Origin of the sequence: Streptomyces humidus, assembly GCF_014649655.1 — a bacterium.
Lineage (GTDB): Bacteria > Actinomycetota > Actinomycetes > Streptomycetales > Streptomycetaceae > Streptomyces > Streptomyces humidus.
Map to the genome: position 1 here is coordinate 1 of NZ_BMTL01000036.1, position 25,503 is coordinate 25,503.

The 25,503-nt window shown below is 69.6% G+C and carries 24 protein-coding genes, 4 pseudogenes and 1 riboswitch; of the genes and pseudogenes, 24 read left to right on the plus strand and 4 right to left on the minus strand.

The annotated features are described in order from the left end of the window. Nucleotides 1–97 precede the first annotated feature (97 nt). Nucleotides 98–650 (minus strand): annotated as a pseudogene (locus IE239_RS42575) (IS3 family transposase); the annotation flags it as partial. Between the two features lie 574 nt (nucleotides 651–1,224). Between IE239_RS42575 and IE239_RS33060 the strand changes: the two are divergent. The 21 genes and pseudogenes from IE239_RS33060 (at nucleotide 1,225) to IE239_RS33145 (ending at nucleotide 21,480) form a co-directional block, all read left to right on the plus strand. After that, on the plus strand, nucleotides 1,225–2,121 hold the full coding sequence (locus IE239_RS33060; RefSeq protein ID WP_190153149.1) for a TauD/TfdA dioxygenase family protein: 897 nt from the start codon (nucleotides 1,225–1,227) through the stop codon (nucleotides 2,119–2,121). Then, nucleotides 2,118–3,011 carry an ABC transporter permease gene (locus tag IE239_RS33065; protein ID WP_190153150.1) on the plus strand — a complete coding sequence of 298 codons (894 nt, stop codon included), beginning with the start codon at nucleotides 2,118–2,120 and terminating at the stop codon, nucleotides 3,009–3,011. The genes IE239_RS33060 and IE239_RS33065 overlap by 4 nt, the downstream gene beginning before the upstream one ends. Further along, nucleotides 3,008–3,739, plus strand: a complete 732-nt coding sequence (locus tag IE239_RS33070; protein ID WP_190153151.1) for an ABC transporter ATP-binding protein — start codon at nucleotides 3,008–3,010, stop codon at nucleotides 3,737–3,739. The genes IE239_RS33065 and IE239_RS33070 overlap by 4 nt, the downstream gene beginning before the upstream one ends. 43 nt (nucleotides 3,740–3,782) lie before the next feature. Continuing rightward, nucleotides 3,783–4,841, plus strand: coding sequence for an aliphatic sulfonate ABC transporter substrate-binding protein (locus tag IE239_RS33075; protein ID WP_190153152.1), 1,059 nt, complete (start codon nucleotides 3,783–3,785; stop codon nucleotides 4,839–4,841). Continuing rightward, nucleotides 4,838–6,166, plus strand: coding sequence for an LLM class flavin-dependent oxidoreductase (locus IE239_RS33080; protein ID WP_190153153.1), 1,329 nt, complete (start codon nucleotides 4,838–4,840; stop codon nucleotides 6,164–6,166). The genes IE239_RS33075 and IE239_RS33080 overlap by 4 nt, the downstream gene beginning before the upstream one ends. A gap of 591 nt (nucleotides 6,167–6,757) precedes the next feature. After that, a complete protein-coding gene (locus IE239_RS43360; protein WP_350820167.1) occupies nucleotides 6,758–6,868 on the plus strand; it encodes a putative leader peptide in 111 nt (36 codons plus the stop codon). A gap of 128 nt (nucleotides 6,869–6,996) precedes the next feature. Next, nucleotides 6,997–7,860 (plus strand): glutathione S-transferase C-terminal domain-containing protein, encoded by an 864-nt coding sequence (locus tag IE239_RS33085; RefSeq protein WP_190153154.1) that lies wholly within the window; start codon nucleotides 6,997–6,999, stop codon nucleotides 7,858–7,860. Between the two features lie 65 nt (nucleotides 7,861–7,925). Then, nucleotides 7,926–8,034: riboswitch (SAM riboswitch) on the plus strand. A 324-nt stretch (nucleotides 8,035–8,358) separates the two neighbouring features. After that, a complete protein-coding gene (locus IE239_RS33090; RefSeq protein ID WP_190153155.1) occupies nucleotides 8,359–9,339 on the plus strand; it encodes an amino acid ABC transporter permease in 981 nt (326 codons plus the stop codon). Continuing rightward, nucleotides 9,336–10,115, plus strand: a complete 780-nt coding sequence (locus tag IE239_RS33095; RefSeq protein ID WP_190153156.1) for an amino acid ABC transporter ATP-binding protein — start codon at nucleotides 9,336–9,338, stop codon at nucleotides 10,113–10,115. Before IE239_RS33090 ends, IE239_RS33095 begins: the two co-directional genes overlap by 4 nt. A 63-nt stretch (nucleotides 10,116–10,178) precedes the next feature. Further along, nucleotides 10,179–11,207 carry an ABC transporter substrate-binding protein gene (locus tag IE239_RS33100; RefSeq protein WP_190153157.1) on the plus strand — a complete coding sequence of 343 codons (1,029 nt, stop codon included), beginning with the start codon at nucleotides 10,179–10,181 and terminating at the stop codon, nucleotides 11,205–11,207. 93 nt (nucleotides 11,208–11,300) lie between these two features. Then, a complete protein-coding gene (locus IE239_RS33105) occupies nucleotides 11,301–12,020 on the plus strand; it encodes a GNAT family N-acetyltransferase (protein WP_190153158.1) in 720 nt (239 codons plus the stop codon). Between the two features lie 46 nt (nucleotides 12,021–12,066). Then, nucleotides 12,067–12,165 (plus strand): putative leader peptide, encoded by a 99-nt coding sequence (locus tag IE239_RS43365; RefSeq protein WP_350820170.1) that lies wholly within the window; start codon nucleotides 12,067–12,069, stop codon nucleotides 12,163–12,165. 75 nt (nucleotides 12,166–12,240) lie between these two features. Beyond that, nucleotides 12,241–13,449, plus strand: coding sequence for an LLM class flavin-dependent oxidoreductase (locus IE239_RS33110; protein WP_190153159.1), 1,209 nt, complete (start codon nucleotides 12,241–12,243; stop codon nucleotides 13,447–13,449). 20 nt (nucleotides 13,450–13,469) lie between these two features. Next, entirely contained in the window at nucleotides 13,470–14,843 is a 1,374-nt protein-coding gene (locus tag IE239_RS33115) for an NtaA/DmoA family FMN-dependent monooxygenase (RefSeq protein WP_190153160.1), read from the plus strand. Continuing rightward, a complete protein-coding gene (locus IE239_RS33120; protein ID WP_190153161.1) occupies nucleotides 14,840–15,931 on the plus strand; it encodes an LLM class flavin-dependent oxidoreductase in 1,092 nt (363 codons plus the stop codon). Before IE239_RS33115 ends, IE239_RS33120 begins: the two co-directional genes overlap by 4 nt. Next, on the plus strand, nucleotides 15,924–17,069 hold the full coding sequence (locus tag IE239_RS33125; protein ID WP_190153162.1) for an LLM class flavin-dependent oxidoreductase: 1,146 nt from the start codon (nucleotides 15,924–15,926) through the stop codon (nucleotides 17,067–17,069). Before IE239_RS33120 ends, IE239_RS33125 begins: the two co-directional genes overlap by 8 nt. Next, nucleotides 16,976–17,276, plus strand: a pseudogene (locus tag IE239_RS43145) (acyl-CoA dehydrogenase family protein); the annotation flags it as partial. The gene IE239_RS33125 and the pseudogene IE239_RS43145, both read left to right, overlap by 94 nt. 56 nt (nucleotides 17,277–17,332) lie before the next feature. Next, nucleotides 17,333–17,887 carry an NADPH-dependent FMN reductase gene (gene ssuE, locus IE239_RS33130; RefSeq protein ID WP_190153163.1) on the plus strand — a complete coding sequence of 185 codons (555 nt, stop codon included), beginning with the start codon at nucleotides 17,333–17,335 and terminating at the stop codon, nucleotides 17,885–17,887. 202 nt (nucleotides 17,888–18,089) lie between these two features. After that, the gene (locus IE239_RS33135) at nucleotides 18,090–19,283 is read left to right on the plus strand and encodes an LLM class flavin-dependent oxidoreductase (protein WP_190153164.1); all 1,194 of its coding nucleotides are present in this window, start codon (nucleotides 18,090–18,092) and stop codon (nucleotides 19,281–19,283) included. Nucleotides 19,284–19,749: 466 nt separating this feature from the next. Further along, on the plus strand, nucleotides 19,750–20,973 hold the full coding sequence (locus IE239_RS33140; RefSeq protein WP_190153165.1) for an acyl-CoA dehydrogenase family protein: 1,224 nt from the start codon (nucleotides 19,750–19,752) through the stop codon (nucleotides 20,971–20,973). A gap of 48 nt (nucleotides 20,974–21,021) precedes the next feature. Then, entirely contained in the window at nucleotides 21,022–21,480 is a 459-nt protein-coding gene (locus IE239_RS33145; protein WP_190153166.1) for an RrF2 family transcriptional regulator, read from the plus strand. Between the two features lie 23 nt (nucleotides 21,481–21,503). Here the strand turns inward: IE239_RS33145 and IE239_RS33150 are convergent, their stop codons facing one another. The 3 genes and pseudogenes from IE239_RS33150 to IE239_RS33160 all read right to left on the minus strand — a co-directional run. Continuing rightward, a complete protein-coding gene (locus IE239_RS33150) occupies nucleotides 21,504–22,430 on the minus strand; it encodes an ABC transporter permease (RefSeq protein WP_190153167.1) in 927 nt (308 codons plus the stop codon). Further along, a complete protein-coding gene (locus IE239_RS33155; RefSeq protein ID WP_190153216.1) occupies nucleotides 22,417–23,214 on the minus strand; it encodes an ABC transporter ATP-binding protein in 798 nt (265 codons plus the stop codon). Before IE239_RS33155 ends, IE239_RS33150 begins: the two co-directional genes overlap by 14 nt. A gap of 40 nt (nucleotides 23,215–23,254) precedes the next feature. After that, nucleotides 23,255–23,647 (minus strand): annotated as a pseudogene (locus IE239_RS33160) (sulfate ABC transporter substrate-binding protein); the annotation flags it as partial. 98 nt (nucleotides 23,648–23,745) lie between these two features. On the opposite strand from IE239_RS33160, the gene IE239_RS33165 reads away from it, so the two are divergent. From IE239_RS33165 to IE239_RS33170, 3 genes and pseudogenes are all read left to right on the plus strand, one after another. After that, nucleotides 23,746–24,372, plus strand: a complete 627-nt coding sequence (locus IE239_RS33165) for an ABC transporter permease (RefSeq protein ID WP_190153168.1) — start codon at nucleotides 23,746–23,748, stop codon at nucleotides 24,370–24,372. 28 nt (nucleotides 24,373–24,400) lie between these two features. Next, nucleotides 24,401–24,583, plus strand: a pseudogene (locus tag IE239_RS43370) (VOC family protein); the annotation flags it as partial. Between the two features lie 91 nt (nucleotides 24,584–24,674). Continuing rightward, entirely contained in the window at nucleotides 24,675–25,460 is a 786-nt protein-coding gene (locus IE239_RS33170) for an acyl-CoA dehydrogenase family protein (protein WP_268254545.1), read from the plus strand. The last annotated feature ends 43 nt before the right edge of the window (nucleotides 25,461–25,503 follow it).

Genomic DNA, 25,503 nt, shown 5'->3' on the forward strand with positions numbered 1-25,503 from the left:
CGCAAGACCCTCGCCTGGAAGACCCCCGCCGAAGCCCTCAACGAGCACCTACTATCACTACAGGAAGCTGGTGTTGCGACGACCAGTTGAGTCCAAGCTGGGCTCCGTGGTCGGTGTGCGTGATCGACCCGGCGAGGCTGCCTCGGGCACGGATCGCCGCGGTCAGGGCGTCGGTGACGAGGTCCGCGCGCATGTGGTCGGCGATCGCCCAGCCGGCCAGACGTCGCGATGCGAGGTCGATGACGGTCGCCAGGTAACAGAACTTCCCGCCGTCGATGGGCAGGTAGGTGATGTCGCCGACGTACTTCATGTTCGGAGCCTGGGCGGTGAAGTCGCGCCGATCAGGTCCGCAGCCCTGGCCGCAGCCGGATCTGCGAGGGTGGTGCGGTGCCGGCGGCGCAATACCGCACGCCTTCGATCCCGGACGCCCGCATGATTCTGGCGACGCGCTTGTGATTGACCGCCTCTCCGCTCGTCTCGCGGAGCTCGGCGGTGATCCTCGGGGCTCCGTATGTGCCGTCCGATTCCTGATGCACTTCCCGCATCCGGGCGGCCGGCTTCGCATCGGCCACCTGCGGGGCGGCCCGGTCCGCAGCCGTCCGGCACCAGTAGTAGCAGCTCGAGCGGGCGACACCGTCGGCTGGACAGACCCCCGGGTCTGATCGAGGGAAACGGGCCGAGCGTGGACGACCGGTCGACGCTGCCGCGCAGGAGGCTTGCCCTTGACGCACACGTCAGAGGCAAGCAATGCGGCCTCTGCGATCTCCACGACCAGGCGGAGGCGTTCTCCGTGTCCGCAATGCAAGACCCGTCCGGAAAGATATTGACCGAAGTGGTGGATCTCTGCTGAACTCCCGTCCTATGAACCCGCGCGTGGACCTCACTCGGCGGCGCCACATCGACCTGGCGCACGTCTCCAGCGCGTTTTGTTGTCGCTGACGCGGCAAGGGATCGTCGTATCCACCTCCTGATGGCTCCCCTCTCCTCTCATCTCCTTCTCGTGTGAGCCGGGAGCCTGTTCGCGCACGCCGACGCGGTCGCTGAGAACGCGGCTGTAGCGGTCCTGCAACCACGCGCCTTCTGCGACCACGCGTCTTCTCTCCGGCCGGCCCAATCCGGTGTTCCGCCTGGTCAATCAGTCCTGCGCCGTACCCACCCCCTTCACTCGACTTCCCGTTCCTCAGCACCCCTTGGCGTGCCCATCTGCCCGGGAGGGATCCCCTCATGCCTCCGTCCATCCGAAAGCTCACCGGCCGCATCGGCGCGGTCGTCGACGGCGTCGACCTCGCGGCGCCACCCGACCTCTCGACAGTCACGACGCTCCGAGACGCCCTCAACGAGCACAAGGCGATCGTGTTCGACGACGTGCAGCTCGACAACACCGGTCAGGAGCGCGTGGCCGGGTGGTTCGGCGAACTCACCACCGCCCACCCGAACGTGCCGGCCGCCGACGGCACGACGAACGTTCTCGCCGTCGACAGCACGACGTCCAAGGCCAACGAGTGGCACACGGACGTCACCTTCGTGGTCAACCCGCCGCAGCTCACCACGCTCCGGTCCATCGTGACCACTCCCTACGGCGGCCAGACTCTCATCGCCAACGCCGCCGCGGCCTACCGCGACCTGCCCGAACCGCTGCGCTCCCTCGCGGACACGCTGCGCGTCGTGCACACCAACCAGTATGACTACGCACGCCCCGCAGCCACGACGACGCAGCGACAGGAGTACGACCGGGCCTTCGTCTCGACGCCCTACGAGGCCGAGCACCCGGTCGTACGAGTCCATCCGCTCACTGGCGAACGCGGGCTGTTCATCGGTGGCTTCGCCAAGCGGATCGTCGGCCTGTCGAGCAGCGACTCGGCAGATCTGCTGCGCATCCTCCAGTCGTACGTGACCCGTCCGGAGAACGTCCTGAGCTGGACCTGGTCTCCGAACCAGCTGCTGATCTTCGACAACCGGATCACCCAGCACTACGCGGTGGACAACTACGACGACCACCCGCGCCGCCTCAACCGGGTGACCATCGCAGGAGAGGTACCGACGGGTGTCGACGGCCGCCGCAGCGAGCAACTGATCGGCGATGCCTCGCACTACAGCAGCGTGCTGGCGGTGGCGGCATGACCGAGCTCAGCCTCAAGGCGCCGTTCGTCACCAAGGTCCCGGACGCCGAGTCGACGGGCACGCGCGAACGCGAGGTGTTCCTGCCGCGCGACGCCCGCCGCCGGACGCCGCTCAGCACACTCCGCGAGCGCCTGCGCTGGCCGCTGGGCATCTACACGACTCCGGTCGCGATCCTCATCGCCTGGGAGATCCTCGCCCGGGCCGGAGTGGTGTCGAAGACCTACGCCCCCGCGCCGACGGCGATCGTGAGGTCCGCCGCCGATCTTTGGCAACAGGGCGTCCTCGGGCCGGACTTGGCCATCTCGCTGCAGAGGGCCGGCATCGGTCTCGCGATCGGTCTGACGGTGGGCATCGTCAGCGGGGTGCTCGGCGGGCTGCTACGCAGCGGTGAGTACCTGTTCAACGGCTTGGTACAGGTGCTGAACACGATTCCCCTCCTCGCGGTGCTGCCGCTGATGATCGTGTGGTTCGGCATCGACGAGCTCACGAAGGTGCTGCTGATCTCCTTCGGCGCCGGTGTCCCGATGTATCTCAACCTGTTCGCCGCGATTCGGGGCGTCGACCAGCGGCTGATCGAGATGGCGCGCACGACGGGCGCGGGCACCTGGCGTCTGGTGACGCGCGTGCTGGTGCCAGGGGCCCTGCCGGGGTTCCTGGTGGGCCTCCGGTTCTCCCTCGCGTACAGCGTCCTGGGTCTGGTCGCCGCCGAAACGGTCAACGCGGACAAGGGACTTGGCTTCCTCATCACTCAGGGGCAGACGTATCTCCAGACCAACCAGGTCTTCGTGGGGCTGGTGATCTACTCGCTCCTCGGTCTGCTCGCCGACCAGTTCGTCCGGGCTCTCGAGCGGGTGCTGCTGCGGTGGCGACCCAGTTATGAGGCGTCATGAGCAGCACGATGGCGACGAAGCCCCGTCGGCAGACCGGGGTCGTCGTCGAGCAGGTGGTCCGTCAGTTCGGTGACCGAGTGGTGCTCGACCACCTCGACCTCACCATCGCCGACGAGGAGTTGGTGATCCTGCTCGGTCCTTCAGGCTGCGGCAAGAGCACCCTGCTGCGGCTGCTCGCCGGACTGGACCGGCCCGACGGCGGGCGCGTGGAGGTCCCGGCGCGGCGGGCGATCGTCTTCCAGGCAGACCGGCTGCTGCCCTGGCAGCGGGTACTGCGCAACGTCACGCTCGGCCTGCACGGGGCCGACGCGGAGCAGCGGGCCCGCGACGTGCTCGCCGAGGTCGGCCTCGCCGGCCGCGAGAAGGCATGGCCCAAGGAGCTCTCCGGCGGCGAGGCCCAGCGGGTCTCACTCGCGCGGGCGCTCGTCTCCGAACCCGAACTCGTGCTGCTCGACGAGCCGTTCGCCGCCCTCGACGCCATCACCCGGCTGCGCATGCACGACCTCGTACGCGCACTGCGTACCAAGCATCAGGCGGCCATGCTGCTCGTCACCCACGACGTCGACGAGGCGATCGCCCTGGCGGACCGCATCGTCGTTATGAGCAACGGCCGCATCGGTACCTCGCACGAGGTGCACCTCACCGCCGCGGACCGCGAGGCGAGCGTCGCACGCGAGGAACTCCGCGCCCGGCTCCTTGAAGACCTCGGCTTGGCCGGCCAGCACTGACCTGCTCGAACACCCTCACCCAGCACAGAAAGCACACCAACCCATGCGAAAGAGAACCACGAGACTCATCGGTGCCGTCGGCTCGCTCGCTCTGGCGAGTACCCTCGTCGCCTGCGGAGGATCCTCGTCGGACACCGCCGCGCCGCTGAGCAACGCCGCCGACGCGAGCGACCCCAAGCACCCCGAGTGGAGCAAGTACACCTTCGCCATCGGCGACAACGGCGGTGACGGCAGCCAGGAACTGGCGTTGGTCACCGGCGTGTTCGACAACGCGCCCTACAAGGTGAAGTTCGCCCGCTTCACCTACGGCCCGCCGCTCGTGCAGGCCGCCGCCTCGGGCGACATCGACCTGGGCAGCGTCGGCGACGTACCGCCGATCACCGGCGCGGCGAAGGAGTACGGCTTCAAGGTCGTGGCCGTCAACCGCTCCCTCACGCCCGACCAGGCGGTAGAGAACATCATCGTGCCGAAGGGCTCGCAGCTGAAGACGGCCGCCGACCTCAAGGGCAAGAAGATCGCTGTCCCGCAGGGCAGTTCGGCCCACGGTCTGGCCCTGAACGCGCTGAAGAGCGTCGGTCTGACCCCGAAGGACGTGAAGCTGGTCTTCCTCGACCCGGCGGCCGGTGCCACGGCGTTCAACACCGGGAAGGTGGACGCTTGGTCGATCTGGAACCCGCAGTCGGCGATCGCGGTCAAGAACGGCGCGAGGATCCTGGTGAAGGGCCTCCCGCCGATCGATCAGACCAGCAGTTACTACGTCGCGAGCGACACGTCGCTGAAGGACAAGACCAAGCGTGCGGCTTTGACGGACGTTCTGAAGAGGCTGTCGCGAGAGTTCGCCTGGGCGGTCAAGAACCCCGACAAATACGCGCAGGCGCTGTCGAAGGAGCAGGGCATCCCGTTGGCCGACGCCAAGGCGTCCCTGGCTGCCTACTCGAACCGGGTGACGCCGGTGGAGAAGGCGGACATCGTGCTGGAGCAGAAGCTCGCCGACGCTTTCCTGGAGGCGGGGCAGATCACCAAGAAGGTCGACGTCCCGTCGATCGTCGACAACCTTCTGCCGGCCGGCTACGACAGCTCGAAGCTGAAGGTCACCTCATGAGCGCGGGACGGAGGAGGCTCCACCTCAACGCCTTCCTCATGGAAGCGGGCCACCACGAGGCGGCGTGGCGGCTGCCGCACAGCAATCCCCGGGCGGACTTCGACCTACGGCACTGGATCGAGCTGGCACAGCTCGCCGAGAGCGCCAAGTTCGACTCGCTGTTCCTCGCGGACGGCCCGGCCCTCATCGGTACCGGCGAGTTCCGCCCGCCGGGCCAGCTCGAACCGCTGACGCTGCTGACCGCGCTGTCCCAGGCGACCAGCAGGATCGGCCTCATCGCGACCGTGTCCTCGACGTACAACGAGCCCTATAACCTCGCCCGCCGCCTCGCCTCCGTCGACCACGTCAGCGGCGGCCGCGCCGGCTGGAACATCGTCACCTCGGCAGGGGCGGACGAGGCGGCCAACTTCGGCCTCGACGACCGCCCCGGCCACGCCGAACGCTACGCCCGCGCCGACGAGTTCCTGAAGGTCGCCAAGGCGCTGTGGGACAGCTGGGAGTCCGAGGCCGTCGTCGCGGACAAGGCCGCCGGACGCTACGCCGACCCTGCACGGCTGCACGGTCTCGGCCATGAGGGCAGGTACTTCAAGGTGGCTGGCCCGCTCAACGTCGAGCGTCCGCCGCAGGGCTACCCGTTGCTGGTCCAGGCCGGTTCCTCGGAGGACGGCAAGGACTTCGCGGCACGGCACGCCGAGGCGATCTTCACCGCGCACACGACATACGAGCGTGCGGCCGGCTTCTATGCCGACATCAAGGCACGGACCAGGGCCGCGGGGCGCGACCCGGACGGCGTCATCGTCCTGCCGGGCATCGTCCCGTACATCGGCTCGACCGAGGAGGAGGCCCGGGCGCTTGCGCGGCGGTTCGACGAGCTGCGCGTCCCGCAGTACGGGCTGCGTCAGCTGGCCGCCGTGTTCGAGACCGAGCCATCGGCCTTCGCACTCGACCAGCTGCTACCGGAGTCCATCCTGGCGAGGCCGAAGCTGGAGGGTTCGCAGAGCCGTTCCGACCTGATCATCGATCTCGCGGTGCGCGAGCAGCTGACGGTCCGGCAGATCATCTCCCGGCTCGGGGGCGGACGCGGCCACTTCGAGTTCGTCGGCACACCCGAGCAGGTGGCGGACACGATCATCGCCTGGTTCGAGGGCGGTGCCGCGGACGGGTTCAACATCATGGCCCCCGCGCTGCCGTCGGGCCTGGCGGCCTTCGTCGAGCACGTCCTGCCGATCCTGCGCGGCAAGGGGTTGTTCCGGGAGGAGTACGAAGGCACCACCCTGCGTGAGCACTACGGGCTCCCGGTGCCCGCGAACCAGTTCCGTGGCTGACCCGCTTTCCGGGCCTGAACCGCTGCCCGTGGAAGCGGCGGGAGTCGCAAGCGGGTCGGCCACGGGAAGCGGGCCGGCCGGCGGATACCGGCGTGAGCTCGGCTGGGGCAGGGGAAGGACGCTCGGCGCCCGCACTGCGGTCGGACCGGAGTGTCCGGACTGACCAGGGCCTGGATCGTCGCAGGATCCAGGTTCAGACTCCTTACCCGGCCGAGGACGCCGGACACCGACCCCGAAGAACGATTTGTCGCACGTCGCTCAGATGCTCCGCAAACGGGGACAGGGGATCGCAGGTTCACAACCTGTCGTCCCGATGATGTCCCGACGGTGCGAGGAGTCTTCGCGGGCGAGAGTCTGCGGGCCCTTTCGTCCGGGCCTTCTGCGGTGAGCACGCAGCTCGTCGGCACGTCATCCACGCCGACTCGACACCGTCGCCGCGTCCCGACGGTTGCAGTGGGAAACGTGTGGTGACCGTGTCGAGGCGGGCAGCCGTCCATCGGGGCGTCCGCAATGCGGGACGCCCCTCTTGACGTGGTTCGCGGTCGGATCGACACTCACTGAGGGAATCCTAGTGAATAGGTAGGGAAATTTATGAGGCGCTTGGGGTCGGTCACCGTCCGAGTGACCCGTTCGCCTCTTCTGACCTCCCGCCGCCACATCGATCTGCTGCGTGTCTGCAGCGCGATCTGCCCCCGGGGCTGAGCCGCGCCCATCCCGCACCGGAGACGCCCTCGGGCGTCGTGCCGTCCGGTGCGTACGGGAGAATTCCGCTCCCTCACCCGACGTCGCTTCCGCCGCGCGTACGTCCGCGCCCGCTCCCGGGGAGAGTCATGACTGTCACACCGCTGGCCGCCCACGCCTCCGACCGACCCGCCCCCGCCTTCCGGGGCCGGATCGGCCGGGATGCGCGCAGCGGCCACTACGCCGTGCCGGGCCGCTACCGCCTCCATCTGTCGACCGCGTGTCCCGACGGCCTGCGCATCGCCGTCGTCCACACCCTGCTCGGGCTGGACACCGTGTGTCCGGCGACCTTCCTGCCCGCCGTCCCCGACTCCCCCGAGGGCGGCCACTCCGCCCTGCGCCCGTTGTACGAGGCCAGCGCCCACCGGTACCCCGGTCCGGCCGTCGCGCCGGTGCTCAGCGACGACTGGTCCGGGCGGATCGTCAGCACCCACGCCCCGGACATCATGCGCGACCTCGACCGCCGGTTTGGCGGAGAGGGTCTCTTGCTCTACCCGTGCGGCGCGGAGTCGGAGATCGAGGCGGTCGAGCGGATGTGCGCGCAGGGCATCGAACAGGCCGCGCAGCACGCCGGATCGGCCGGTGGCGAGCCGGTGGACCGTGACACGGCACTTGGCACGCTGCTCGAAACGCTCAGGGCCCTGGAACGCTGGCTCGAAGGACGCACGTACCTGATCCGCGACGAAATCACCGCAGCCGACGTCGAGTTGTGGGTCGCCCTGGTCCAGCTCGACACCGTCCACCGCAACCACCTCGATGCCTCCGCCGTCCAGCGCATCGCCGACAACCCGACCCTGTGGGCCTACGCCCGCCGGCTCGACGCCCACCCTGCCTTCGGCGGCCACCTCGACCTCGACGGCATCGAGCGCCGTCACCACGCCCGCTGCCAGGGCCTGGAGGCCGCGGGAGCAGCCGTCCAGATCCTGGACTGGGCAGCACACGCGGCCCGTTAGCCGTTCCACCTGGTGGACCGGCGTTGACATTCGTTCGGGCAGTTGTCTTAACTATGGCCCAGAACGGTCATGAGTGTCAGCGACAAGCCCTGGCTTGCTGACCGGCAACCCTCGCTCCGCGGTGGGGTGCCCCAGGTGACGACCGGACCGAAGACGTTTCGGTAAGCGCGAGGCCCACCGGGCCGGAACAGTGATGGTGACGCCATGTACGCAGCTCTCAGGACGGCCGCGCGCCGCTCCCCGGGCCGCGTACAGCCGTACCCGAACCCTCTCGTCGCCGATCGCGCCGTCGATCTGCTCCGCGTGAACAGCGCACTGTGTACCGCACCGGACTGTGCCCGCTGCCGGGGCTGACACCTCCCCGCAGCCCCCGCACTCCCTGACGCACACCGCCCGTGCGGTGTGCCGTTGTCCTCCCCGTCCCCGGTACCTCGCCGTCGTGTGCGCCCCCGCATGCCGCCGCGCTTCCGGGGTGTACCCACCCAGCCGGAGCCCACCATGAGTGAACCCCCTGGCGCCACCGTCACCCTCCCCGAGGCGCCGACCGCCGACGAACCGTCAAAGACCTTCGCTGCACAGCGAGTTCTGCCGCTGCGCCGCCCCGGACGCTGGATCGCCACCGCGGTAGCGCTGGTCCTGGTCGCCCAGTTCGTGCACGGACTGGTCTCCAACCCCTTCTACCAGTGGGACCGCTGGGGCTACTGGTTCCTGCGCCCCACCATCCTCGACGGCCTGCTCATCACCCTCGAAGTCACCGCCTACAGCGCGGTGCTCGGCCTGATCGGCGGCATCGTGCTCGCCCTGGCCCGGCTGTCGAAGAGCCCCGTCCTGCGTGCGGTCAGCTGGACGTACGTCTGGGCCCTGCGCTCCATCCCGCTCATCGTGGTGCTGATCTTCCTCTACAACTTCAGCGCCCTGTACAAGACGTTGAGCGTCGGCATCCCCTTCGGCCCGGCCTTCTTCTCCTTCGACGAGTCGAGGTTCGCCACCGACATGGTCGTCGCCGTCATCGGCCTCAGCCTCAACGAGGCCGCCTACGCGGCCGAGGTCGTCCGCGGCGGCATCCTCTCCGTCGACCAGGGTCAGCACGAGGCCGCCGCCGCGCTCGGCCTGCCGAAGAGCTACCAGTTCACGAAGATCGTCTTCCCGCAGGCGCTGCGCTCGATCATCCCGAACTACGTCAACCAGCTCATCGGCCTGATCAAGGGCACCTCCCTGGTCTTCTACGTCTCGCTGCTCGACCTGTTCGGCTCCGCGCAGACCATGGGCTCCACCTACCCCGGCGACATCGTGCCGCTGCTGCTCGTCGTCACCGTCTGGTACCTGATCCTGACCAGCGTCGTCTCCGTCGTCCAGTTCTACGTCGAGCGGCACTACGCCCGCGGTGCCACCCGAGGCCTGCCGCCGACACCGCTGCAGAAGCTCCGCACCGGGCTCACCGCCCTGCGGGCCCGCATCCGCCGGGAGGCCGCCGTATGACCACCGACACCATCGAGGCCGCCACCGTCGAGGTCCACGACGTGCACAAGTGGTACGGCACCCACCGGGTGCTGGACGGTGTCGACCTGACCGTCCGGCCCGGCGAGGTCACCGTGATCCTCGGTCCCTCCGGCTCCGGAAAGTCCACCCTGCTGCGGGTCATCAATCACCTGGAGAAGCCCGACATCGGCTACGTCAGCGTCAACGGCGAGCTGATCGGCGTGAAGCGGCAGGGCGAGAGGCTCAGGGAGCTGAGCGAGCGGGCGATCCTTGCCCAGCGTGGCCGGATCGGCTTCGTCTTCCAGAACTTCAACCTCTTCCCGCACCTGACCGTCCTGGACAACGTGGCCGCCGCCCCGGTCGCCACCGGCAGACTCGGCAGGACCGAGGCCCAGGAGCTGGCCCGCGAACTCCTCGGCCGGGTCGGCCTGGCCGCCAGGACCGGCGCCTACCCGCGCCAGCTCTCCGGCGGTCAGCAGCAGCGCGTCGCCATCGCGCGCGCCCTCGCCTTGCGCCCCGGCGTCATCCTCTTCGACGAGCCCACCTCCGCCCTGGACCCCGAACTCGTCGGCGAGGTCCTCGCCGTCATAAAGGACCTGGCGACCAGCGGCACCACCCTTCTCATCGTCACCCACGAGATCGGCTTCGCCCGCGAGATCGCCGACCGGGTCGTCTTCATCGACGGCGGCAAGATCATCGAGCAGGGCCCACCCTCCGAGGTCCTCGACAAGCCCCGGCACGAGCGGACCAGGGACTTCCTCAGCAAGGTCCTCTGATCCGCCACACCCCTCGACTTCCCCCCACGCCACTCTCATCACCTCCAGCGACAAGGAACGGCCATGTCCACCCACTTCACCCGAGGCAGCCTGATACGCGGCATCACCGCGGCGACCGCCGTCGCCTCCCTGGCCACCGGGCTCGCCGCCTGCGGTGGCGACAGCGACGCGGCCACCACCACCGACACCGCCGCCAAGTCCGGCGAGGTCGTCATCGGCCAGGTCTCCAACGGGGCCGCCAAGCAGACCGTCATCAAGGTCTCCGAGGTCAAGTCCATCAGCGCCGAACTGCCCGCCGCCCTCAAGAAGAACGGCAGGCTGAAGATCGGCATCGGCGCCCTGCCGGCCGGCTTCCCGCCGCTGGCGTACGTCGGCAGCGACCAGAAGACCCTCACCGGCGCGGAGCCCGACCTCGGCCGCCTGGTCGCCGCCGTCCTCGGACTCGAGCCCGAGGTGAAGAACTCCACGTGGGAGAACCTCTTCGTCGGCATCGACAGCGGCAAGGTCGACGTGGCCTTCTCCAACGTCACCGACACAGAAGAGCGCAAGAAGAAGTACGAGTTCGCCTCCTACCGGCAGGACAACCTGGCGTTCGTGGTGCCGAAGAAGAGCACCTGGAACTTCGACGGCGACTACGAGAACCTCGCGGGCAAGACCGTCTCGGTCAGCTCCGGCACCAACCAGGAAAGGATCCTGCTGGAGTGGAAGGCCAGACTGGCCAAGGAAGGCAAGAAGCTCACCGTCAAGTACTTCCAGGACGGCAACAGCGTCTACCTGGCCCTGTCCAGCGGCAAGGTCGACGCCTACCTGGGCCCGAACCCCGGCATCGCCTACCACAACCGCCAGGTCGCGAACACGCCCGACGCCACCCGGACCGCCGGCACGTACTCCGGCGCAGGCGCGAGCCTGCAGGGCCTGATCGCGGCCACCGCCAAGAAGGACAGCGGACTGGCCAAGCCGCTCGCCGACGCCATCAACCACCTGATCGAGAACGGTCAGTACGCCGAGTGGCTCAAGGCCTACGACCTGTCCAACGAGGCCGTCGCCGAGTCCGAGGTCAACCCGCCCGGACTCCCGCTCGACAACTCCTGACCACACCGTGCTGCCGGGGACTCCGCCATCCACCCAGCGGTGGAGTCCCCGCGCGCCGGACACCTCGAGCCGCACCCCGGAGACCGCCACACCATGTCCGTCACCATCGCCACGTCCTCGCACGTCCTCGACAACCCCGCCTGGGCCGCCCTCACCGGACCCCACGCCCACTTCGCCGAACGCATCGGGCACGCCGTCCGCTACCAGCAGGACGTGGCCCCCTTCCACGCCCTGTCCGACGAGGACGACCCACGCGCCTGGGCCGACCTCGCCGCACTCGTCGGCGCCGGCGGCACCGCCGTGGTGCGGGGTGTGACCGAGGCGGCGGAGGGCTGGGAGGTCGTGCGCACCGCACACGGCGTCCAACTCGTGGACACCGCCCTGCGCGCCGAGCCCGATCCCGAGGCCGTACGGCTCGGTCCCGACGACGTGCCCGAGATCCTCGACCTGGTCGCCCGCACCGAGCCGGGCCCCTATCTGCCCCGCACCGTCGAGCTGGGCACCTACCTCGGCATCCGCCACCGCGGCCGACTGATCGCCCTGGCCGGCGAGCGGCTGCACCCGCCCGGCTGGACGGAGATCAGCGCCGTGTGCACCGACCCCGACCACCGTGGCCGGGGCCTGGCCACCCGTTTGGTCCGTGCGGTCGCCGCCGGCATCAGGGAACGCGGCGAATGTCCCTTCCTGCACGCCGCGGCCACGAACGCGAACGCGATCCGGTTGTACGAGTCGATCGGCTTCACCCTGCGCTGTCGTACGGTCTTCTCGCTCGTCCGGCACACCGGGGCCGCCGCCCCGGAGGAAACGGCATAGCTGTGCCGTTGTCCTTGTCGAAGGCGTGTTTGTACCGCTCGGACGGATGGATGCGACACATGACACGTGTACTCCGTGCCGTCCGCTCCACTCCCGGCCCCACATCGACCTCCAGCGCGTGGCCGGCGCCCTCTGTAGTTCCTGACCCGTTGCCCCAGCCGCCGTGCCCCACCTTCTCCCGGGCCGGCGATCTCGTATGGACCTTCAGGAAGGCTCCCTCGTGTCCTCAACGCCATCTTCTTTCCTGCACCTTGCCGTGGCCCTCGACGGCACCGGCTGGCACCCTGCCTCCTGGCGCGAGCAGTCCGCCCGCCCCCGGGACCTGTTCACGGCCGGCTACTGGGCCGACCTGGTCGCCGAGGCAGAGCGCGGCCTGCTCGACTTCGTCACCCTCGAGGACGGCCTCGGCCTGCAGTCCTCGCACTTCGGCGAGCCGGACGGCCGCACCGACCAGGTCCGCGGACGCCTGGACGCTGTGCTGATCGCCTCCCGCATCGCACCCCTCACCCGCCACATCGGGCTGGTCCCGACCGTGATCACCACCCACACGGAGCCGTTCCACATCTCCAAGGCGATCGCCACTCTCGACTACGTCAGCAGCGGCCGGGCCGGCCTGCGCGTGCAGATCCCGCCCCGGCCGCACGAGGCCGCTCACTTCGGTCGCCGCACCTTTCCACCCTTCAGCCTGGAGGGCATCCAGAGTCCGGCCGGCCAGGAACTGCTCACCGACCACTTCGATGAGGCCGCCGACTACGTCGAGGTCGTGCGCCGGCTCTGGGACAGCTGGGAGGACGACGCGGAGATCCGGGACGTGGCCACTGGCCGCTTCATCGACCCAGACAAGCTGCACTACATCGACTTCGAGGGCAGGCACTTCAGTGTGAAGGGCCCGTCCATCACCCCGCGCCCGCCCCAGGGCCAGCCGCTCGTCACCGCCCTCGCTCACCAGACGATCCCGTACCGGCTGGTGGCCCGCCAGGCCGACGTCGGCTACGTCACCCCGCACGACGCCGGCCAGGCCCGCGCCGTCGTCGCCGAGATCCGAGCCGAGCAGGAGGCGGCCGGACGCGGCGACGAACTCCTGCACGTCTTCGGTGACCTGGTGGTCTTCCTCGACGACGAGCCGGCCGCGGCGGAGGACCGCCGTGCACGTCTCGACGCCCTCGCGGGGGAGCCGTACACCAGCGACGCCCGTATCTTTGCCGGTACGCCAGCTCAACTTGCTGACCTGCTGCAGGAGTTGACGATGGAGGGGCTGAGCGGCTTCCGGTTGCGGCCCGCCGTCGCCGGGCACGACCTGCCCGCCGTCACCCGGGGCCTGGTGCCCGAACTCCAGCGCCGCGGCGCCTTCCGCACCGCCTACGAGGCCGACACCCTGCGCGGCCTGCTGGGCCTCGCCCGCCCCGCCAACCGCTACGCCACTGTCTGAGCCGGAAGGACCGCACCGACATGAGCAAGCCGCTGAAGCAGATCCATCTGGCCGCACACTTCCCGGGCGTCAACAACACCACCGTGTGGAGCGACCCGAAGGCCGGCAGCCACATCGAGTTCAGCTCCTTCGTGCACTTCGCGCAGACCGCCGAACGCGCCAAGTTCGACTTCCTGTTCCTCGCCGAGGGGCTGCGGCTGCGTGAACAGGGCGGCAAAATATACGATTTGGACGTCGTCGGCCGCCCCGACACCTTCACCGTCCTCGCCGCGCTCGCCGCCGTCACCGAGCACCTCGGCCTGACCGGGACCATCAACTCCACCTTCAACGAGCCCTATGAGGTGGCCCGCCAGTTCGCCAGCCTCGACCACCTTTCCGGCGGCCGATCCGCCTGGAACGTCGTCACCTCCTGGGACGCCTTCACCGGCGAGAACTTCCGCCGCGGCGGCTTCCTGCCGCAACAGGAGCGCTACTCCCGCGCCAAGGAGTTCCTGGCCACCGCGAACGAGCTCTTCGACTCCTGGCACGGTGACGAGATCGTCGCCGACCAGGCCGCCGGTGCCTTCCTGAGGGACGCAAAGGCCGGCTCCTTCGTCCACACGGGCCAGCACTTCGACATCCACGGCCAGTTCAACGTCCCGCGCTCCCCGCAGGGCCGCCCGGTGATCTTCCAGGCCGGCGACTCCGAGGAGGGCCGCGAGTTCGCCGCGTCGAGCGCTGACGCCATCTTCAGCCGGCACGCCACCCTCAAGGAGGGCCATGCCTTCTACACCGACGTCAAGAACCGCCTCGCCAAGTACGGCCGACGGCATGACCAGTTGCTCATCCTGCCCGCCGCTTCCTTCGCCCTCGCCGACACCGACGCCGAGGCGGAGGAGCTGGCCCGGGAGGTGCGCCGCCAGCAGGTCAGCGGGGCCACCGCCATCAAGCACCTGGAGTTCGTCTGGAACCGCGATCTGTCCGCCTACGACCCCGAAGGCCCGCTGCCCGACATGGACCCGGACGTCAGCGACGACCACATCTCCAAGGGCCGTGCCCAGGTCCGGATGTACCGCGACCCGCTGGCCACCGCCCGCGAGTGGCGCGAGCTGGCCGAGGCGAACAACTGGTCCATCCGCGACCTGGTCATCAACACCGGCAACCGCCAGAACTTCATCGGCTCCCCGGCAACCATCGCCAAGACCATCAACGACTACGTCCAGGCCGACGCCAGTGACGGCTTCATCCTCGTCCCGCACATCACCCCGACCGGCCTCGACGACTTCGCCGACAGGGTTGTCCCGCTGCTGCAGGAACAGGGCGCCTTCCGCACCGACTACGAGGGCCCGACGCTCCGGCACCACCTCGACCTCGCCCACCCGGACGAGGCGTCCGACGAGCGGGCGGCGTCGTGAAGTTCCTCGCGATCACCTTGATCGTGCATCGACCGGACCCGGTCACCAGGGTGCAGAAGTCCACCCACGACCGGTTCCGCGAGGTCCTCGACAACGCCCTGCTCGCCGAGGAGCTGGGCTTCGACGGCTTCGGCGTGGGGGAGCGGCACGAGCGGCCGTTCATCTCCTCGTCCCCGACCGTCGTACTGAGCCATGTGGCCGCCCTGACCAAGAGGATCCGCCTCTTCACGGCCGTGACCACGCTCAGCCTGCTGGACCCGGTCCGCGCGTACGAGGACTACGCCACCCTCGACCAGCTCTCGGGCGGCCGCCTCGACCTGATCATCGGCAAGGGCAACGGGGCCGCCCAACGGGACCTGTTCCACGTCACGCCCGAGGACCAGTGGGGCCGCAACGCCGAGAGCTACGAGGTCTTCCGGAAGATCTGGCGCCAGGACAAGGTCACCGCCGACACCCGCTTCCGTCCCCCGCTGACCGATGCCGAGGTGTGGCCGCGGCCGTACCAGCAGCCGGTCCGGGTCTGGCACGGCAGCGCCACCAGCAAGGAGTCGGTCGACCTCGCCGCCCGCTACGGCGACCCGCTGTTCTCGGCCAATGTCACCAACCCCATAGGTCCGTACGCCGAGTTGATCCGCCACTACCGCGAGCGCTGGGAGTTCTACGGCCACGACCCGGCGCAGATCGCCGTCGGCGCCGGCACCGCGGGCATCTATGTCGCCCCCACCTCGCAGGAGGCGCTCGCCGCGTACCGGCCGATCTTCGAGGCCAACCTGGCCTTCTTCAAGAAGGCAGGCCTGCCGGTGGTCTTCGAGACCCTGGAGGACTTCGTCGAGCGCAGCTCGGCGCTGATCGGCAGCCCGCAACAGGTCGTCGACAAGGTGCACCGCTACCACGAGCAGTTCGGCCACACGGTCGTCCACCTGCACGCCGACGCGGGTGGGCTGCCGGAGTCCCAGCACCGCGCCTCCCTCGAGCTGTTCCAGTCCAAGGTCGCCCCCGTGCTGCGCCGCGAGATCCCCGACCCGCCGTTCGCCTGGGGCCCCGTGCTTCCGGCATCACCGATCACCCAGGAGTCCGTCCGTGTCTGACATCTCCCTCGGCGTCCTTGACCTGGTCCCGATCTCCTCCGGATCTACGGCAGCCGATGCCCTGCGCAACTCCATCGATCTCGCACAGCAGGCCGAACGCCTCGGATATGCCCGCTACTGGTTCGCTGAGCATCACCTCAATCCCGGCGTGGCGGGCACGTCACCCGCTGTCGTCCTGGCGCTGACCGCATCCGCCACCTCCACCATCCGGCTCGGATCCGGGGCCGTGCAACTCGGGCACCGCACGGCGCTGTCCACCGTGGAGGAGTTCGGCCTGCTCGACACACTGCACCCGGGCCGCTTCGATCTGGGCCTGGGCCGCTCGGGCGGCCGCCCGCCGGGACAGCCGGCCGCACCGTTGCCCACGGCGACCCCAGTCGTCGACGGCCGCACCCCGAACGGCCTGCTGATCCCACCCCGCTTCTCCTTCGAGTATCTGCTCGGCTCACCCCGCATCGCGCTGCAGCGCAGGCTGCTTCTGCTGCCGGGCGCCGAGTCACAGGACTATGCCGAGCAGATCGGCGACATCCTCGCCCTGCTGGCCGGCGCCTACCGCTCGCCGGAGGGCGTCGAGGCGCACGTCGTGCCGGGGGAGGGCGCCGACGTGGAGGTGTGGATCCTGGGCAGCAGCGGTGGTCAGAGCGCCGAGGTGGCGGGCGGCAACGGTCTGCGGTTCGCGGCCAACTATCACGTCAGCCCGGCCACGGTCCTGGAGGCGGTGGAGGGCTACCGGTCCTTCTTCCAGCCCTCCGAGTTCCTCGACAAGCCGTACGTCAGCGTCTCGGCGGACGTCGTCGTCGCCGAGGACGACGAGGCGGCCCGTGAACTCGCCACCGGCTACGGCCCGTGGGTGCGCAGCATCCGCACCGTCGAGGGCGCCATCGAGTTCCCGACGCCGCAGGAAGCGCGCGCCCACACATGGACCGACGAGGACCGGGCCCTCGTCCAGGACCGCCTCGACACCCAGTTCGTCGGCTCGCCGGGCCGGGTCGCCGACCAGTTGGAACAACTGCAGGAGGCCACGGGCGCGGACGAGTTGCTCATCACGACGATCACCCACGACCACACGGACCGGGTCCGCTCCTACGAACTGCTCGCGGAGGAATGGCGCCGACGGGGGCACTCCTTCCAGCAGTGAAGGCCCGCACCGCCGACGTCACCCTGGAGATGGTCGACCAGACCTTCGCAGTGACCGGCGCCCGCGCCACCGCCGCATCCGAGGGCCTGCCGCTTCTGGCGCAACGTCCGCACCCACACCCTCCACGACCCTGTCGCCCACAAGCGGCCAGAGGTCGGGCGCTGGGTCATCGAGGGCGAACTGCCCGAACCCACCTGGTACTCCTGACCGCCCTCAGAGCGCCTCCCCGGCGGAGGCGCCCCCATCTCCCTGAAAGAGGACCCATGGCCACTGTCCTGTCCGTCTCCGGCAGCCCTTCCGTCTCCTCCCGCACCAACCGCCTGCTGCGCCACCTGGACCAGCGGCTGACCGCGCAAGGGCACGACGTCGTTCCGCTCGACGTTCGCACCATCCCCGCCGAGGCCCTGCTCGGCGCGGACTTCCGGCATCCGGCGATCGTCGAGGCCACCGAGCTGTTCGCGAGCGCCGACGGCGTCGTCGTAGGAACACCCGTCTACAAAGCGTCGTACTCCGGAGTCCTCAAGGCGCTCCTCGACCTGCTCCCGCAGTACGCACTCACCGGAAAGACGGTCCTCCCTCTCGCCACCGGCGGCTCCACCGCGCATGTCCTCGCCATCGACTACGCCCTGCGTCCGGTCCTCAACTCCATGGGCGCCGCGCACATCGTGCAGGGCTGGTTCACCCTCGACAAGGACATCACCGCCCACGACGACGGCTCGGTCACCGTCGCACCGGCCGCCGCCGAGGCCCTCACCCAGGTCGTCGACCATTTCTCGCTGGCGCTGGGCCGTACCCCGCTCCTGGCCGCGGCGAGCTGAGGCCACGACCGCGCAGGTCATTGCCGACGAAGCCGAGGCCGTCGCTGTCGCGTCCGCCCTGGCCGACGAGTTCCGGGCGGGCGCTTCGGCCCGCGACGCCGCACGCCGGTTTCCCCGCGAGTGGCTGGACCGGCTCTCCGCCTCGGCTCCGACGAACGTCCCCTGATCGCACCCCTGATCGCACCCCTGATCGGAGCCCTGAGTGTCCCTCACCTTCCACTGGTTCCTGCCGACCAACGGAGACAGCCGCCACGTCGTCGGCGGCGGCCACGGCACCCCCGCCACCGAGTCCGGTCGCGACCGGCCGCCGACGGTCGCCTACCTCAGCCAGATCGCCCGCGCAGCCGAGGACCTGGGCTTCGTCGGCGCACTCACGCCGACGGGAGCCTGGTGCGAGGACGCGTGGCTGACCACCGCGATGGTCAGCCAGAACACCGAGCGCCTGAAGTTCCTCGTCGCCTTCCGGCCCGGCTTCGTCTCACCGACGCTCGCCGCGCAGATGGCCTCCACCTTCCAGCGGCAGACCGGCGGACGGCTCCTGCTCAACGTCGTCACCGGCGGCGAAAGCCACGAGCAGCGGGCCTACGGCGACTTCCTGGACAAGGACGCGCGCTACCGCCGTACCGGCGAATTCCTCGAGATCGTACGAGGGTTGTGGGAGGGCAAGACCGTCGACCTGCGCGGCGAGCACCTCCAAGTCGAGGACGCGAAGCTCGCACGGGTACCCGACCCGGTCCCCGAGGTGTACTTCGGGGGCTCCTCGCCGATCGCCGGAGAAGTCGCCGCCAAGCATGTCGACGTCTATCTCACCTGGGGCGAGCCGCCCGCCGCCGTCGCGGAGAAGATCGCCTGGATCCGGGCGTTGGCCGACAAGGAGGGCCGTCGCGTCCGCTTCGGCATCCGCCTGCATGTCATCACCCGCGACACCTCCGAGCAGGCCTGGGCCGAGGCGAACCGGCTCCTGGACGGCTTCGACCCGGAGGCGGTCAAGACCATCCAGGCGGGCCTGGCCCGCAGCGAGTCCGAGGGCCAGCAGCGCATGCTCGCCCTGCACGACGGCGGCAGCCTCCCCCACTCTCGGCTTCGCTCGAGCGGGGGCCCCACCCGCCTGGAAATCCACCCCAACCTGTGGGCGGGCATCGGCCTGGTGCGCGGCGGCGCCGGCACCGCCCTGGTCGGCAGCCACGACGAGGTCGCCAAGCGGATCAAGGAGTACCACGCCCTCGGCGTCGACGAGTTCGTGCTCTCCGGCTATCCGCACCTGGAGGAGGCTTACTGGTTCGGCGAGGGCGTCCTGCCGAAACTTCAGGCGCAGGGCCTGTGGCAGCACCCGTACGGACAGCAGACGGCCCCCTCGGCCCAGGTGCCCTTCGCCGGCGCCGGGGGCCCGCGATGACCGCGCGATCGCGGTGGAGGTCGGAAGCGCCCATGTGATCGCTGACGACGCAGAGACGGTCGTCGTCGCCGAGTTGGCCGGCAAGTTCGCGCGCGAGGCCGCGCAGCCGCGGCAGGCCCCTGGCCCCGTCCGGCGGCGCCACGCTCCGCGAGTGCCTCCACGGCCCGGTCGGGCCTTCGTGGCCGGGACGACCGCCCGGCCGCCCGCCATCGCGAACTCGCCATCCGGGAGCGTGAATCAGCCGGAGCGTGCCCGTATCCCTAGTTTTCCTATTGAATTACTAGGGAAATGTTGACGGTAATTGGAGAAGAGAGCGAGGATGATGAAGCCGACGCCTCTCCGCGCACTGCTGCACTCCCACGCCGCCTCGCCGAGCACCGCGTCGTCCTCGGCCCCTGAAGGAAGACGCCATGACAACAGCACTGAGGTGCAGTGACAGCCGCAGTCGCATGAAGCGGGTCCGGATATGACGGTGACAGCCGACGAGGTGACCGACGCGGGAGCCGGGCAGGTCGACTGGCTGCACATAGCCCGTGAGATGGCGGACGACCTGGCCACGGACGCGGTCGAGCGCGAACAGGCCGGCAAATTACCGCTTGACGAGGTCGCACGGCTGCGCGAGTCGGGGCTGCTGACATTGTTGGCACCGGCCGAGCATGGGGGAGGAGGTGCGGACTGGCGCATGGCCTACACGGTCGTACGGACCGTCGCCGCGGCCGACGGGGCCATCGGCCACCTGCTGGGCCACCACTACTTCCTGTGCTTCACCGCCCGTTTCTTCGCAGACCCTGCACGTGCCGCCCGTGTCGAGCGGGAGGCGACGGAGGGGCAGTGGTGCTGGGGAGGCGGCATCGCCTCACACGAACCACCGCTCATCCTGACTCCCACGGCGAGCGGCTGTCTGCTGAACGGCTACCAGAGGTACGCCACCGGCGTCGGGATCGCCGACCGGCTGGTGGTCCGAGCCGCCAGGTACGGCACGGGTGAGCCGCTGGCCGTCCTTGTCGACCCCACCCACCTGGGTGTCGTGAGCGGCAGCAGCGGGGACACCTTCGGCCAGCGGCTGGCAGCCGGTGGCGCCGTGGAGTTCGACTCCGTACCGGTAGCGGCGGACGATGTGTTCGGCTCGCTCTCGCCCGACGAGGGCGTCCTGTCACCCTTCGCCTCTCTTGCTGTGCCGACCGCGCGGCTGGTGTCCGCCCAGTTCTGTCTCGGCATCGCCGAGGGACTGCTGGACGAGGTCCACGAGCACGGAAGGGCCGTGCGGTCGCCCTGGCAGCCCTTCTCGCCCCAGCCCTGGCCGGGCAGTCCCCCGCAGGATCCCTACGCGCTGACCGTGTACGGCGAGCTCGCCGTCGTCGCACGTGCCGCGTCCGCTCTCGCCGAGCAGGCGGTGGATGCCCTCCTGCGCGGCCTCGCGCGGGGCGAGGACGTCGACGACGAGGAGTGCGCGGAGATCGCCGTCCTCGCGAGCGTGGCCGAAGCCGCGGCCTCCCGGGCCGCGCAGGAGATCACTAACCGTGCCCTGGAGGTCGTCGGAGTCGAGGCCGCTTCCATGCGGCACGGCTTCGACCGCTTCTGGCGTGACGCCCGGACCCACAGCCTGCGTGAACCGGCCGCCCACAGACTGCGTGAGATCGGGGACTACTTCCTCAACGGTACGCACCCGTCCTTCATCCTTCCTGCCTGACGGCGCAGCCGGTGACGGGCGGACTCCGCAGTGATGGATAATCGCGGCATGCGGATCTCGGCGCGGGCGGACTATGCGGTGCGGGCGGCCCTGGAGCTGGCCGCGGCAGGGGACGAGGCCTCACTCAAGGCCGAGGCGATCGCCGCGGCGCAGGGGATCCCGCATAAATTCCTGGAGGGCATCCTCGGCGACCTGCGCCGGGGTGGTCTCGTGGTCAGCCGGCGGGGCGGAAAGGGCGGCTACAGGCTCGCCCGCCCGGCGGACTCGATCGCCATCGCGGACGTCATCCGTGTGGCGGACGGCCCCCTGGTGTCGGTGCGGGGGGTGCGCCCACCCGAGCTCTCCTACTGCGGCCCCGCGGAGTCGCTGCTGCCGCTGTGGATCGCCGTACGCGCCAATGTCCGCAAGATCCTTGGCGAGGTCACCCTGGCCCACGTGGCCGCGGCCAAGTTGCCCGACGAGGTCCTGAGCCTCGCGGAGGACCCCGAGGCCTGGACGAATCCCTGACCGTGTCCTCCTGAAGGCATCCTTCAGCGAGTAGCCAGCAGGCCGCGGCTGCGCAACACCCACCGCTTCAGCGGGCTGAAGATCAGCAGATCGATGGCGATGCCGACGAGCAGGATCAGGAAGATGGCCAGGAACACCTGCGGCATGCTGGAGTTGTTCCGCTCGTTCTCCAGCAACTGGCCCATACCGACGCCCAGATCGGGCGAGGATGCGATGATCTCGGCAGCCATCAGGGACCGCCATGAGAACGCCCAGCCCTGCTTCAGCCCTGCCAGGTAGCCGGGGAGCGCCCCCGGCATCACGATGTGCCAGGCCCCGCGCAGGCCGGTCGCGCCCATCGTCCGGCCGGCCCGCAGGAACAGCGGCGGGATCTGGTCGATGCCCGCGACGAGGCCGTTGGCGATGGAAGGGACCGCGCCGAGCAGGATCACGGCGTACATCATCTTGTCGTTCAGGCCCAGCCAGATCACGGCGGGCGGCACCCAGGCCACCGACGGCAGCGACTGCAGGCCGGACAGGATGGGGCCGATGGCCGCCCGGACGAAGGCCACCCGGGCGACGAGCAGGCCGAGCGGCGTACCGACGGCGAGCGCCAGCAGGAAGCCGAGCAGACCGCGGGAGACGGATGTCCAGATGTAGTCGAGCAGGGTGCCCTGGACCCGGGCATCGCTTACCTCACCCCACACATCGGAGGGCGCGGGCAGCTTGTAGTCGGGGGCGACATTCGCCCACACCAGCAGTTGCCAGACGATCAGTACCAGTGCCACAGCGGTGACAGGCGGCAGGACCTTGCGTATCAGGGTCTCGCGCAGCTGCGTGCGGCCGGACTGCACCGAGTCCAGGGCGTCGAGGCCGGCTTCCAGTCCCACCAGACCGTAAGCGTCCCGGTTCTGCTCGGCCGCTGTGGAGCCGTCCTTCTCGGTGTCGACGCCGGTGTCAGTGCTGGCCATGGCGGCGGATCTCCCCACGCAGTTCTTCGGTGATCTCGACGGACACCTCGGCGACCGCGCTGTCCTCGATGCGGCGTGGCTGCGGAATGCCGACGGTCCACTCCCGGGCGATGCGGCCCGGGCGGGAGGACAGCAGCACCACCCGCTGTGCAAGCCGTACCGTCTCGCGCACGTTGTGCGTCACGAACAGCACCGACAGTCCCGTCTCACTCCAGATGCGGGTCAGCTCGTCGTGCAGCACGTCCCGGGTGATGGCGTCCAGCGCGGCGAACGGCTCGTCCATCAGCAGCAGTCGGCTGTCCTGGGCCGGCGCCCGGGCCAGAGCGACCCGCTGGCGCATACCGCCCGACAGCTCATGCACCCGCTTGCGGTGGGCGTCCTGCAGTCGTACGAGTTCCAGCAGCCGTTCCGCCTCTGCGCGGCGCTCCGGCTTCGCGGCTCCGCTTAGCTTCAGGGCGAGTTCGATGTTCTTGCCCGCGGTCAGCCATGGGAAGAGGGCGTGTTCCTGGAACATCAGGGCGGGCCGGCCGTCCGTGGCGATCGTGCCCGTGGACGGCTGGTCCAGTGCTGCGACCAGGTTGAGCAGCGTGGACTTGCCGCAGCCGGAGGCTCCCAGGAGGGTGACGAACTCGCCCGGTGCGACGTCGAGCCTGATGTCGTCCAGTACGCGCTGCCGTCCGCCGGGCGTGCCCGGTGCGGGGAAGGACTTCGAGACGTGCTCGACACGGGCGGCGTACGTCACCGCCGTGGCGTCCTCGGCAGCCTTGGCGATCGTGGTGGCCATGGTCGTCACCTCCTGGGGACTCATCGGTTCCGGTTCCTGGTTACTCGGCGCCGAGACCGGCGTCGTCGACCTCGCTCTTGCCTTCGGCCTTGAGGACCTTGTTGAGGAGGGTGAGGTCGTAGATGCCCTTCAGGTCGGGCTTCTCCAGCAGACCGGCCTTGACCGCGTGCTCCGCCTCGGTGTTGAGGGTGGAGGCCAGCGGGTCGTCGGTGAACTGGATGAACTTCCAGGCGGGGTCGATGACGTCGGCGGGAAGCGCCTTGCCCGACAGCCTTTCCAGCGCCTTGTTGGCGGAGGCCTTCGCATCGTCCAGGTTGGCGTTGATCCACGCGTTGGTCTTCACCGAACCGCGCAGCACGGCCTCGACGACGTCCGGGTGCTCCTTGAGGAACTTCTGCGGCACGATGATGTTCGTGATCACGTGGTGGTCGTCGCCGCAGGGATCACCGATCTCTCCTGGCCGCTGTGGATGGCGGTGGCCGCCGGAATGGCGACGGGCACGCTGGTCGGGGCCGTCAACGGCTACTGGTGGTGAGGCTGCGCACCAGCGCGTTCGTCACCACGCTGGCGATGGCGACACTCCTCGGCGGGGTCGTGCAGTGGGCGACGGATGGGCAGCAGATCACTCCGTCCCGCCCCACCGGGTTGTCCGAGCTGTCCGCGCAGCGGTTCGCGGGTCTCAACCTCGTCACCTACCCTGTCGCCGTAGTGCTGCTGATCTTCTGGTGGTTGCTCGGACACACTCCGTACGGTCGTCGGCTGTACGCCGTGGGATCCAACAGCCGGGCCGCGATGCTCATCGGCATCCGCGCCGACCGGCTGGTCTTCTCCGCCTTCGCCGTGTCCGGGCTGATCGCCGGATTGACAGGCTCCCTCTACCTGGCACGAATGGGCGGCTCGGCCGCCGACGGCGGCGCCGGGATGATGTTCCCCGCCCTCGCCGCCGTGTTCCTGGGCGCGAGCGCGGTGCAGCCCGGCCGGTACAACATCGCGGGCACCGTGCTGGGCCTGCTGTTCGTCGCGGCCTGCGTATCCGGTCTGACACTGAGCGGGGTAGCCGCCTGGGTCGAGCCGGTGTTCAACGGCGCCGCACTGACGGTCGCCGTATGCATGGCAGCCCTGCTCACCCGTCGCCGTACAGGCCCTTCCGCCCTCTGAACGCGCCCCGTCCGCAGACAGGAGAATCATGTTCGACCGCTTCTACCAGCTCAACATCTGTGTGTCCGACATGGATCGGGCCATCAAGTTCTACACCGCTCTGGGCTTCGCAGTGGCCGAGGACATCCACATCGAAGGCACCGATGTCGCACCTCATCTGGGCATCACCGTGCACGAGCTCCGCGCAGCCATCCTGACCTGCCCGGGCACGGCCTCATCGATGCTCGACCTGGTCCAGCTCATCGACCCGCCGGAACTCGCCGCAGGAGGACTTCGCGGCCACCGAACCGTACTGCGCCGAGCTGGTCCGGGAAGGCTACCTGCGCGCCTTCATCCCGGCCATGCACGGCGGAGACGGCGTCAGTGTGCTCGAGCAGTTGGCCATTGTGGAAGAGTTCGCAGCGGTGGAGCCGGGCGGGACGCTGACCCTGCTCGCCACCACGCTCGGTCTCGCGCCTCTGCTCACGGTCGGCTCGGCAGAGCAGAAGGCCGCCTGTCTGCCGCCGTTCTTGCCCCGGACAGGCACCCCGCTGGCCTCCTTCGCGTTCTCCGAGCCCGGTGGCAGCGCCGACTTCGACGCCCCGGCGCCGGCTGGGGGCACCCGGACGAAGGCCACCAGGGACGGCGCGGACTGGGTGATCACGGGAACGAAGCAGTGGATCTCCAACGCGATGGGCCGGCGCGGGGACGGACCCGCTCTGCTGACGGTGACCGCGGTGGCAGGCCCTGGTGATCCCGGCACCTCCCTCGCGGTGTTCGCTCTCCCGGGCAGGCCTCAGGGACTCACGTGCACCCCCATGGCGCGCACGGTCGGCATGGCCACGCACCCGCTGCCCCAGTTGGACTTCGCGGGGGTACGGGTCCCGGCCGAGGGCCTGCTGGGCGGCGTGGGCGACGGCGCGGCCACCGTTCGGGCGGCGTTCGGCAGCGGTGCGGGGGTGGGAGCCCTTGCCGCACCCCGGACCCATCAGCTGTTGTTCTGCGGCGAGTCGGCGCATGGACCGGCCCGGATGTATCCCAAGACGCGGGCGACGGTGACTGCCTGGGTTTCTGGGCGGCCGGTTTGTCCACGGCGACCAGGACCGTGACTTGGCGTGTGTCCTCACGTCACGTGTGTGGTCCGGATCGGTG

Excerpts from the sequence above, each read along its gene's own strand:
- IE239_RS43360 (WP_350820167.1), top strand. The coding sequence starts at position 6,758 with ATGAGGCGCTTGGGGTCGGTCACCGTCCGAGTGACCCGTTCGCCTCTT.
- IE239_RS33115 (WP_190153160.1), top strand. The coding sequence starts at position 13,470 with ATGAGCAAGCCGCTGAAGCAGATCCATCTGGCCGCACACTTCCCGGGC.
- ssuE (WP_190153163.1), top strand. The coding sequence starts at position 17,333 with ATGGCCACTGTCCTGTCCGTCTCCGGCAGCCCTTCCGTCTCCTCCCGC.
- IE239_RS33060 (WP_190153149.1), top strand. The coding sequence starts at position 1,225 with ATGCCTCCGTCCATCCGAAAGCTCACCGGCCGCATCGGCGCGGTCGTC.
- IE239_RS33140 (WP_190153165.1), top strand. The coding sequence starts at position 19,750 with ATGACGGTGACAGCCGACGAGGTGACCGACGCGGGAGCCGGGCAGGTC.
- IE239_RS33065 (WP_190153150.1), top strand. The coding sequence starts at position 2,118 with ATGACCGAGCTCAGCCTCAAGGCGCCGTTCGTCACCAAGGTCCCGGAC.
- IE239_RS33095 (WP_190153156.1), top strand. The coding sequence starts at position 9,336 with ATGACCACCGACACCATCGAGGCCGCCACCGTCGAGGTCCACGACGTG.
- IE239_RS33155 (WP_190153216.1), bottom strand. The coding sequence starts at position 23,214 with ATGGCCACCACGATCGCCAAGGCTGCCGAGGACGCCACGGCGGTGACG.
- IE239_RS33105 (WP_190153158.1), top strand. The coding sequence starts at position 11,301 with ATGTCCGTCACCATCGCCACGTCCTCGCACGTCCTCGACAACCCCGCC.
- IE239_RS33080 (WP_190153153.1), top strand. The coding sequence starts at position 4,838 with ATGAGCGCGGGACGGAGGAGGCTCCACCTCAACGCCTTCCTCATGGAA.
- IE239_RS33145 (WP_190153166.1), top strand. The coding sequence starts at position 21,022 with ATGCGGATCTCGGCGCGGGCGGACTATGCGGTGCGGGCGGCCCTGGAG.
- IE239_RS33085 (WP_190153154.1), top strand. The coding sequence starts at position 6,997 with ATGACTGTCACACCGCTGGCCGCCCACGCCTCCGACCGACCCGCCCCC.
- IE239_RS43365 (WP_350820170.1), top strand. The coding sequence starts at position 12,067 with ATGGATGCGACACATGACACGTGTACTCCGTGCCGTCCGCTCCACTCC.
- IE239_RS33090 (WP_190153155.1), top strand. The coding sequence starts at position 8,359 with ATGAGTGAACCCCCTGGCGCCACCGTCACCCTCCCCGAGGCGCCGACC.
- IE239_RS33075 (WP_190153152.1), top strand. The coding sequence starts at position 3,783 with ATGCGAAAGAGAACCACGAGACTCATCGGTGCCGTCGGCTCGCTCGCT.
- IE239_RS33070 (WP_190153151.1), top strand. The coding sequence starts at position 3,008 with ATGAGCAGCACGATGGCGACGAAGCCCCGTCGGCAGACCGGGGTCGTC.
- IE239_RS33150 (WP_190153167.1), bottom strand. The coding sequence starts at position 22,430 with ATGGCCAGCACTGACACCGGCGTCGACACCGAGAAGGACGGCTCCACA.
- IE239_RS33100 (WP_190153157.1), top strand. The coding sequence starts at position 10,179 with ATGTCCACCCACTTCACCCGAGGCAGCCTGATACGCGGCATCACCGCG.